The sequence below is a fragment of the Streptomyces sp. CAU 1734 genome (genome assembly GCF_039888735.1).
GTDB lineage: Bacteria > Actinomycetota > Actinomycetes > Streptomycetales > Streptomycetaceae > Streptomyces.
This window is the reverse complement of record NZ_JBDQQP010000037.1, coordinates 1-1,973: the sequence shown is the minus strand read 5'-3', so window position 1 is coordinate 1,973 and position 1,973 is coordinate 1. Positions and strand designations below refer to the sequence as shown.

At 74.4% G+C, this 1,973-nt stretch carries 1 protein-coding gene; it reads left to right on the top strand.

Going from position 1 to position 1,973, the window contains the following annotated elements:
• On the top strand, positions 1–1,973 hold a 1,973-nt coding region (locus tag AAFN69_RS34995; protein WP_347732992.1), incomplete at both ends, for a condensation domain-containing protein.

Here is a 1,973-nt window from a genome sequence, read left to right as displayed (position 1 = left end):
CCACCACCACACCCCACGACATCCGCACCTACCTCCGCCAACACCTCCCCGACCACATGATCCCCACCCACATCACCACCCACCACCAACTCCCCCTCACCCCCAACGGCAAAATCGACAAACGCGCACTGTCCCGGTTCACCGCTCCCCCGGCCGAGGAGGGCGGACGGACGGCCGGCACCCCGCTGGAGGAGATCGTCTGCGCCCTCTTCGCGGAGGTGCTGGAGCTCGCGGAACCGCCGTCCGCGTACGCCGACTTCTTCGCCCTCGGCGGCCACTCCCTGCTCGCCGCCAAGCTCGCCAACCGGCTCTCGTCGGCACTGGACGCCCCGCTGGGCCTGCCCGATGTCTTCCGCCGGCCCACCCCGGCCCGGCTCGCCGAACAGCTCGCGGAGCTCACCGGCCGGGGCGCCGCACCGGCGCCGCCCGCGGTCCCCGGACCGCGGCCCGAGCGGCTTCCGCTGTCCTTCGCCCAGCAACGGCTGTGGCTGGTGAACGGGCTCGAAGTCGGCGGGACGGCCTACAACGTCCCCCTGTCGGTCAGGCTGGAAGGGCCGCTGGACACGGCCGCGCTACGGGCCGCCGTCCGCGATGTGATGGAGCGTCATGAACCGTTGCGGACCCGGATCGCCGTCATGGACGGCGAACCCTGCCAGCTGGTGGATCCGGCGGGAGCGGCACCCTTCGAGGTCCGCGACATCGCCCCGGAGGCGGTGGATCCGGAGCTGACGGCCGCCGCCGGACACGTCTTCGACCTCGCGGCTGAGGCTCCGCTGCGGGTGACGCTGCTGCGCACCGGCCCGGAGTCGGCCGTGCTGCTGGTGCTGCTGCACCACATCGCCACGGACGGGCAGTCGCTGGGCCCGCTGTTCGCGGACCTCTCGGCGGCGTACGCGGCCCGGCTCGCCGGACGGAGCCCCGACCCGGCGCCGATTCCCCTCGCCTACGCCGATCACGCGCTGTGGCAGCGGTCCGCGCTGACCGGTCCGGTGCTGGACGGGCAGCTCGCGTACTGGCGGCGGGCTCTCGCGGAGCTGCCGCAGGAGCTGAGCCTGGTGCACGACCGGCCCCGGCCGCCGGCCGCCGGGGGGCGCGGCGGTGCCGTGGCGGTGGACTTCGGCGCGGACCTCGGGCGCCGGATCGCCGGGCTGGCCCGCGCCGAACGGTGCACGCCCTTCATGGTGGTGCAGGCGGCGCTGGCCGCCACCCTGACCCGGCTGGGCGCGGGCACCGACATTCCGCTGGGCTCCCCCGTGGCGGGCCGGGCGCACAGCGGACTGGCGGGGCTGGTGGGGTTCTTCGTCAATACGCTGGTACTGCGGACGGACACCTCCGGCGATCCGGAGTTCCGGGCGCTGCTGCGCCGGGTCCGCGATACGGACCTGGACGCCTTCGCCCACCAGGACGCCCCGTTCGACCTCGTCCTGGAGGCCGTCAATCCGCAGCGGTCACTGGCCCGGCATCCGCTGTTCCAGGTCTGCCTGGCGGTGGAGAGCGGCCCGGCGCCGGCGCCCGTCTTTCCCGGGGTCCGGAGCGGGCCGGTCGTGCCGGTGGTGACCGGGACGGTCAAGTTCGACCTGGAGTTCCTGCTGCACACGGGCGGTGCCGACGGCGAGCCGGACGGGCTGGCGGGCACGGTGCTCTACAGCGACGACGTCTTCGAACGGGCCTCGGCGGAGCGGATCGTCGCGATGGTACGGCGGACGCTGGAGCAGGCCGTCGCCGCACCGGAGCTGCGACTGTCCCGGCTGGACCCGATGTCCGCCCGGGACCGGCGGCTCGTGCTGGACGAGTGGGCGGGGGTGACGGCTCCGGTCGACGAGCGGCCGCTGACCGAGCGGTTCGAGGAGCAGGCCCGGATCCGCCCGGACGCGGTCGCCGTGGTCTTCGGCGAGGACCACCTCACCTACGGCCGCCTCGACAGCGAGGCCAACCGGCTGGCCCACCACCTGCGCGCCACCACCGGACTCGGC